Origin of the sequence: Micromonospora sp. ATA51 (assembly GCF_016802855.1) — a bacterium.
Classification (GTDB): domain Bacteria; phylum Actinomycetota; class Actinomycetes; order Mycobacteriales; family Micromonosporaceae; genus Micromonospora; species Micromonospora sicca.
Window position 1 is genome coordinate 1 of the sequence record NZ_JAEVHJ010000318.1, and the last position, 7547, is coordinate 7547.

Annotated in this window: 5 protein-coding genes and 3 pseudogenes; 5 read left to right on the forward strand and 3 right to left on the reverse strand. The window is 73.1% G+C overall.

From position 1 onward, the window contains the following. Nucleotides 1-45 precede the first annotated feature (45 nt). Nucleotides 46-1274: pseudogene (locus tag JNW87_RS31455) on the reverse strand (winged helix-turn-helix domain-containing protein). A gap of 78 nt (nt 1275-1352) precedes the next feature. Here JNW87_RS31455 and JNW87_RS31460 point away from each other — a divergent pair. Next, the gene (locus JNW87_RS31460; protein WP_109804049.1) at nt 1353-1904 is read left to right on the forward strand and encodes a GNAT family N-acetyltransferase; all 552 of its coding nucleotides are present in this window, start codon (nt 1353-1355) and stop codon (nt 1902-1904) included. Here the strand turns inward: JNW87_RS31460 and JNW87_RS31465 are convergent. Next, a complete protein-coding gene (locus JNW87_RS31465; RefSeq protein ID WP_238454924.1) occupies nt 1803-3113 on the reverse strand; it encodes a glycosyltransferase family 87 protein in 1311 nt (436 codons plus the stop codon). The genes JNW87_RS31460 and JNW87_RS31465 overlap by 102 nt on opposite strands. Before the next feature lie 35 nt (nt 3114-3148). On the opposite strand from JNW87_RS31465, the pseudogene JNW87_RS31470 reads away from it, so the two are divergent. After that, nucleotides 3149-3740, forward strand: a pseudogene (locus tag JNW87_RS31470) (GNAT family N-acetyltransferase). Nucleotides 3741-3801: 61 nt separating this feature from the next. Beyond that, nucleotides 3802-4767 (forward strand): sigma-70 family RNA polymerase sigma factor, encoded by a 966-nt coding sequence (locus JNW87_RS31475; RefSeq protein ID WP_238454925.1) that lies wholly within the window; start codon nt 3802-3804, stop codon nt 4765-4767. A gap of 103 nt (nt 4768-4870) precedes the next feature. Here JNW87_RS31475 and JNW87_RS31480 read toward each other — a convergent pair whose 3' ends face one another. Then, entirely contained in the window at nt 4871-5509 is a 639-nt protein-coding gene (locus tag JNW87_RS31480) for a C39 family peptidase (RefSeq protein WP_238454926.1), read from the reverse strand. Between the two features lie 462 nt (nt 5510-5971). Here JNW87_RS31480 and JNW87_RS31485 point away from each other — a divergent pair, with 462 nt between their 5' ends. Both JNW87_RS31485 and JNW87_RS31490 read left to right on the forward strand, forming a co-directional pair. Further along, nucleotides 5972-6529: a DUF6230 family protein gene (locus JNW87_RS31485; RefSeq protein WP_375373572.1), complete on the forward strand. Its 558-nt coding sequence runs from the start codon at nt 5972-5974 to the stop codon at nt 6527-6529. 84 nt (nt 6530-6613) lie between these two features. Continuing rightward, nucleotides 6614-7024, forward strand: a pseudogene (locus JNW87_RS31490) (DUF6114 domain-containing protein); the annotation flags it as partial. Nucleotides 7025-7547: the final 523 nt, after the last annotated feature.

The window sequence follows — 7547 nt, forward strand, 5'->3', positions numbered from 1 at the left end:
TGCTGGCCCGGCTGGGTGGCCGGCCGGTCGACGCTCGTCACGCGCTCACCGTACACCGGCGACGCCCGCCAGCACGGCGGCCAGCGGCACCGCGAGGTCCCCCGCCGCGGGCGGGCCACCGCGTCGAGACCGAGCCATCCGGCCAGCCGGTACAGCTCGGCGGCCAGGGCCACCGCGGTCTCCCCCGGGTCGGCCCCGGGTTCGATCCAGGCGGCCGGCACGAGCAGCACGCCCGCCTTGCGGTCGGCCTTCAGGTCGACCCGCGCGGTGAACCGCTCCCCCTGCAGGAACGGCAGCACGTAGTAGCCGTGCACCCGGTGCGGGGCGGGCACGTAGATCTCGATGCGGTAGCTGAAGCCGAAGAGCCGCTCGGTGCGGGCCCGCTCCCAGACCAGCGGGTCGAACGGGCTGACCAGGGTGTTGTTCCGCACCCACCGGGGCAGCCGGGCCTGCGCGTGCAGGTACGCCGGCTGCCGCCAGCCCGGCACCGTGACCGGCGTCAGCTCCCCCGCCTCGACCAGCTCGGCGACCGCCCGCCGGGCGCCGGCCAGCGGCAGTCGGAAGTAGTCGCGCAGCTCCGGCTCGGCGGCCACGCCGAGCGACCGGGCGGCGACCGACACCAGGGCGCGCCAGGCGTCGGCGTCGCTCGGCGTGGGCGCGTCGAGCACGGCGGCCGGCAGCACCCGCTCGGGCAGGTCGTAGCGGCGGGCGAACGAGGTGGTCCGCTCGGCGGCCGTCACCTCACCGGCCCAGAACAGGAACTCCAGCGCCCGCTTCACCGCCGACCAGTTCCAGCCCCAGTTGCCGGTCTCCCGGGGCGCGTCGTGCTCGATCTCGGCGGCGGTCAGCGGGCCCCGGGCGGCCACCTCGTCGCGGACCCAGGCCACCAGCTCGGGCTGCTCCTGCGCGATGCGGCGCATGCCGCCCCAGGCCTCCTCGCGGGCCTTCGCCATCCGCCAGCGCAGGACCGGCTGCAGCCCGACCGGGATCAGCGACGCCTCGTGCCCCCAGTACTCGAACAGCTCACGGGGGCGGCGGTAGGCCGCGGCGTCCAGCAGCGTGGTCGGGTACGGCCCGAGCCGGCTGTAGAGCGGCAGGTAGTGCGCCCGTTGCAGCACGTTGACCGAATCCATCTGGATCAACCCGACCCGGTCGAGCACCCGGCGCAGGTGCCGGCGGGTGGGTGCGCCGCCGGGCGCCGGGTCGGCGAAGCCCTGGGCCGCGAGGGCGATGCGCCGGGCCTGGGCGAGCGAGAGCGATTCCGGGACAGCCATCGTCGGGCACCCTAATCCACCGGTACGACGCCGGAGCGGACGCTGGACCGATCGCCCCTGAGGACATAGAACGGACGGATGCTCACCATTCGCCGCGAGGAGCCGGACGACGCCGAGGCGATCGCCCGGGTGCACGTGCGGAGCTGGCAGGCCGGCTACGCCGGGATCATGCCGGACGAGGTGCTGCGCCGGCTCAACCCGGCGGCCTGGGCGCAGCGCCGCCGGGACCTCGGCACCGCCGACCCGGAACACCCGTTCACCACTCTGGTCAGCGCGGACGAGGGTGCGGTCACCGGCTTCGCCACGTTCGGGCCGTACCGCAACGACCAGGACCGGGCCGACCTCGACCCGGCGTACGGGGAGATCCTGGGCATGTACGTGGAACCGGCGCGCTGGGGCGACGGGACCGGCCGGGCGCTGCTGGCCGCGGCCCGCGCCGGGCTGGCCGAGCGGGGCTGGACCGAGTACCGGCTCTGGGTGCTGGCCGACAACGTCCGGGCCCGCCGCTTCTACGAGCGGGCCGGGCTGTCACCCGACGGGCTGGAATCCACCTACCCGGTGCCGCTCTCCGGCGGACGTGACCCCGTCGGTCTTGTCGAGCTGCGGTATACCGCCCGGCTCGGCGAGTGACCCGGCCGGCCCCGGCTCCCGGCCGGGCCCGCCGTGGGTCGGCGTCGTCCAGCGCCGGATCGGCAGGCCGAGCAGCAGGGCCAGGCTGATCCAGACGTAGGTGTTGCTGCCCAGGAAGCCGTCCACGCCGCTGAAGTCCTTCTCCCAGGCCCAGACGATCCGGCTGATCAGGAAGCCGTACCCGATGATCGCGGCGGCCAGCAGGACGCGGCGCCGGCGGCCCCGTGCGGGCACCGCCATGGCGTTGTCCACCAGCAGGATCAGTCCGGGGATCAGCCAGACCAGGTGGTGCACCCAGGTCACCGGGCTGACCAGGCACATCATGGCGCCGGTCAGCGCCAGGCCGGTGGCCTCGTCGCCGACGGCCACCGCGGCCCGGGCCCGCCAGGCCCAGACGGCGAGGGTGGCCAGCACCAGCGCCAGCCAGGCCAGCGTGCTCGGATGCTCCGGGTCGAGCCGGGCCACCACCCCGCGCAGCGACTGGTTGGAGACGAACGCCAGCTCCCCGACCCGGCCGGTGTTCCACAGCGCCTCGGTCCAGAACTCCCGCGAGGCGTCCGGGAAGAGCGCGGCGGCCAGCAGGCTCGCCCCGGCGGCGGCGGCCATCGCGGTGAACGCGGCCCGCCAGCGCCGGGTGACCAGCAGGTACACGATGAAGACGCCCGGCGTCAGCTTGATCGCGGTGGCCAGGCCGATGCCCACCCCGGCCCACCGGTTGCCGGCCGGAAGCAGCCGCAGCAGGTCCACCGCCACCAGGAAGAGCAGCAGCGTGTTGACCTGGCCGAAGTTGACCGTCTCGCGCATCGGTTCGAACGCGGCGGCCAGGCAGAGCGCCACCGCGAGGGCGAACCAGCGGGTCCAGCCGGCCCGGCGGGCGATCGGGTCGACCAGCCACCAGATCAGCACCGCGCTGGTCAGCACGCTGGCGGCCACGCTCACCGTGATCGCCGCCGGCCAGGGCAGGTACGCCATCGGCAGCATCACCAGCGCGGCGAACGGCGGATAGGTGAAGCCGTACTGGGTGCCGGCCTTGAGGAAGTCGTAGATCTCCCCGCCGTCGTGCACCCAGAAGGTCAGCGCGCCGTAGTACACCTTCAGGTCGAAGAAGCCGTGCCGCATGGCCGCGACGGAGAGGAAGGCGGCCACCGCCACGGCGAGCACCAGCACGCCGGCGACCTGCCCGTACGTCCGTCTGGCACCCTGCGCCACCGTCGCCCCCCTCGCCCTGCGTAGGCTCACGTGCCATGGCTCTCGGGTACGTCCGCCCGGCGCGTCCCGAGGACGCCGGCGAGATCGCACGAATCCAGCTCGCGACCTGGCGGGTCGCGTACCGCCGGATCCTGCCCCGGCACGTGCTCGACAACCTGGACGAGGCGTACCTCGCCCGGCGGTGGAACGCGGCGGTGCAGGAGCCGCCCTCCGGCGCGCACCGCGTGCTGGTCGCCGTCGAACAGGCCGAGCAATCGTATCTGGTGGGATTCGCCGCATCCGGTCCGGCCGACGCGGAGGCGCTCGCCCCGGGCGAGCCCGCCGAGGCGCTCGCCGACGGTGTGGTGGCGGTGACCGACCTGCTGGTCGAGCCGCGCTGGGGTCGACGCGGGCACGGCAGCGCTGCTCTCCGCCGCCGTGGACCTGTGGCGGGAAGACGGCTTCACCCGGGCGGTGGCCTGGGCGTTCGACGGGGACGAGGCGACCCGGGAATTCCTCACCAGCACCGGCTGGGAGCCGGACGGCGCGGCCCGGGCGCTGGACGTGGACGACATGCTTGTCCCCCAGCTCCGGCTGCACGTCGCGGTGCCCACCGAGCCGGCGACCGGGCCGGCCGCCGAGGCCTGATCGTCCCGCCGCCGCCACGTCGGCGGTACGCGCTGTCGGAGGATCGGCCTACGGTGGCTCCATGACCACGGCGACCGCGAGGACGACCGGCGACCTGGAGGAGTTCCGGGTCGAGCTGACCGGCTACGCCTACCGGCTGCTCGGCTCGCCCTTCGACGCCGAGGACGCGGTGCAGGAGACGCTGCTGCGGGCCTGGCGCGGCCTCGACCGCTTCGACGGCCGGTCCAGCCTGCGCACCTGGCTCTACCGGATCCTCACCAACGTCTGCCTGGACCAGCTTCGCGGCCGCGGACGGCGGGCCCTGCCGATGGATCTCGGCGCCCCGTCGGCGCCCGTGGCGGCGTCGCTCGGCGAGCCGGGGCCGGTCGGCGACTGGCTGGAGCCGATCCCGGACGCGGCGGTGCTGCCCGGGGACCCGGCGGAGCTGGCGGTGGCCCGCGAGTCGGTCCGGTTGGCGTTCGTGGCCGCGTTGCAGCACCTGCCGCCCCGGCAGCGCGCGGTGCTGATCCTGCGGGACGTGCTGCGCTGGCACGCCGACGAGGTCGCCGAACTGCTCGGGGCCAGTGTGGCGGCGGTCAACAGCGCCCTGCAGCGCGCCCGGGCGACGCTGGCCGACGTCCCCGAGGCGGGCCGGCACGCCGGGGCCGACCTGGACGACGAGCACCGCGACCTGCTCGACCGGTACGTGGACACCTTCGCCCGGTACGACATCGACGCCCTGGTCGCGCTGCTGCGGGAGGACGCCGTGCAGAGCATGCCGCCGTATCCGATGTGGCTGCGCGGGGCGGTCGACATCGGGCGGTGGCTGGTCGGGCCGGGCGCCGGCTGCCGGGGCTCCCGCCTGGTGCCGATCGCGGCCAACGGAGGCCCGGCCGTCGCGCAGTACCGGCCCGATCCGAATGGCGGCCACCGGGCGTTCTCGATCCAGCTGCTGGAGTTCTCCGGCGGGCGGATCTCCCGGCTCACCCACTTCCTCCAGCCGGGCCTGTTCCCCCGCTTCGGGCTGCCGCTCCGCCTCGATCCCTGACCCCCGCTCTGGCAGAGGGCCCGGGCAGCGGAAGCTGGCGCGGACGGACGCTGGCCAGGCCCCTTTGGTGGGAGCCCGGCCAGCGTCCGTGGGTGGGTCGGGGTCAGCTGGAGTAGCCGCGCTCGGCGACCCAGTCGGCGACCTTCTGGTCGCTCATCCAGTAGTGCCCGTCCCGGGCGTACGGATCGGCGATCTGCAGCGTCTCACCGCCGTTGCGGTACCCGATGATGGTCAGGTAGTGCCCGTCCGGGTACGTGTGCGGGACGCCTTCGGTGTCAACGGCCGTGCCGGTGATGTTGGCTACCACACCGCGCTTGGCGTCGATCGCCTCGACCACGTCACCGCGCAGCTTGTCGACCTGCTGCGCCTGGGCGGTGGGGCCGTTGATCTCGGTGGTCTCGTAGCCCCCGCCGGTAACGTCGTTGAGAACTCGGGTGGTCTCGCTGGCGGAGCTGGTGCCGGCCTTGGTGGTACCAAGCTTCTTGGCGACCTGTTGCTGACTGAGGATCTTGCCCTGGGTGGACAGCGCGATCCTGGTCGCGGCCGGCGCGCAGAAGTAGGAGTTCGGCTGGCGCTGGTAGTCGTGCGCCAGTACCCGCTTGCCCGCGTCGGTCGGCGCGGGCTGGGCCGCGTGGACTGGCCCGCTCTGGGCGGGAAGGGCCTCGGCGGCGGTCGCCGGACCGAGCATGGTGCCGGTGACCAGGAGACCGACGGACAGACTCCGGCTGAGCGTTGCGTTCATGTCAAGCTCCCATCGGTTGGCGCCTCCAGGGACCGGAGACGCAAGCACGGTTGGGATGAGATCGCCCGTGGTACGCCGGAGGTCGTCCGCCTCCGGCCGATCCCGGATCTCCCGGGCTCTCGATCGGCTTCCTCGGGCGCTCAACAGCCGGTTACCCGACCGGGGTCCGCGAAAACGGCACAGCTTACCCGAGTAGGAGGGAAATAGGGGCAGCTTCGGGAGATGCCCGGGGCCCGGATGGTTGTTTTTTTCTGACGACTCGCTCCGCCGTGCCCGTCTGCGGCAAATCCGCAAATCCTGAGTCGGACTCATGTTAGCGTCGAGTAGTCACTCAATGTGACCTGCGCCTCATGCGCACCCATGAGTGCCCGATCGTCATCCCAGCAACGAGTGACGAGACCGACGCGACGGCCTTCCCGTCCCGTCCGTCCACCCGCGCGAAGTCCACCCTGAGGAGGAATCGTGCAGGATCGGTCCGACAACCCGGGTCGCACGCGCTGGGGGCGCTTCCTCGCACTCCTGGTGCCCACTTCCGCCGTCGCCGGCGCGATCGTGCTCGGCATGTCGAACGGGGCGATGGCCGCCTCGTTCGCGGTCTCCGGCCAGACGTTCAAGGTCTCCGCCTCAGAGTTGCGCGGTGAGGGCTTCGTCCAGTTCGGGGGCATCGCGCAGGAGGTCGACGGGACGAAGCATCCGGTCGCCGTCACCGGCATCCGGAAGGCCGAATTGTTCGACCTGTGCCAGTCGGTGAAGACACCCGGCGTCCCGGTGGTGCTCACCATTACCGCCGGTGGGGGCGGCAGGCCCGCCACCGCGAAGGACCTGTTGATCGACGTGGAGTCGCTGGAAGGCGACGTCGTGTTCCAGAACATCAACATCGGGCAGGACGCGTCGACCCTCCAGGGCGGCCCTCCGGGCGCGACAGGCGACCGGAAGGCCTTCGGCCAGCAGGCCGAAGCGGTGAACATCAAGAACCTTCGACAGGTGCCCGGGCCACCCATGCGGGCACGTTCAACCTGACCGGACTGAAGCTGAAGGTCAATGTCGGGTCGGCTGCCAAGGAATGCTTCTGAGCTGACCGCTGGGCTCGCGGAGAGCACGCCCGTGAGCCCAGTCCCGTCAACCGGCAGGAGGCACGATGTGACAACTGTCCAACTGCCACGACGTGGCCGCCCTGGGCTTGCGTGGCACGGCTTCCGCCGCTGGCGACGGGCCCGCCCGTTCTGGGGCGGCCTGCTCACCGCACTGGCCGGTCTGGAAATCTTCGGCACGACCCAGATGTCACTCAGTGGTCTCACCTTCCAGATGGGGCCGACCGGCTTCCTGTCCTGGCTGATACCCGCCATCCTGGTCACCTGCGGGCTGTTGATCTGGTTCAGGCCGCAGCAGCGGATCTTCTACGCCGTGGTCGCCGCGGTGACCGCGCTCTTCTCCTTGATCGGGGTGAACCTCGGCGGCTTCTTTCTGGGTCTGATGCTCGGCGCGGTGGGCGGCGCACTCGGCTTCGCCTGGGTGCCGGGGGCCGCACCGACCGTCCCGCCGGGTGGCGGGTCGGCCGCCGACGGCAGTGAGCGGCACGAGCCGGCTCCCGACGAGGGCGCCCTGACGGACCGACCGACGCCGAGGACGGGCGTGACGAGTCGGCCGAGAGTGAGCCGGCGGCGCGGGACATGCGGACGCGCGGTGCGGACTCTGACCTGCTGGACCGGGAGACAGCCGGCAACCCGCCGCTCCCGAGCAGCCGGCCCTCGTCGAAGAGCTGATGTCGGAAGCGGACGGCACCGGGCCGCGGCTGGCGCGGCCCGCGTCCGCCGGGTGTGACGAGGCAACGGCGCCCGGGAGGGCGACAATGCCGACCTCCGCACCGTCGACACGATCGAGCTGGGCCGCCCGGCGAGCCGGAGGATCGGCGGCTCCCAGGATGCCCGGGCAGTCCGAGCCGCGGCTCTTCGCGGCGCTGCTCGGGCTGCTCGGCCTGTCTGCCGCCGTGGCGCTCGCCGCCCCGGAGCCGGCGCGGGCCTGCGCCCCGGCCGGTTCG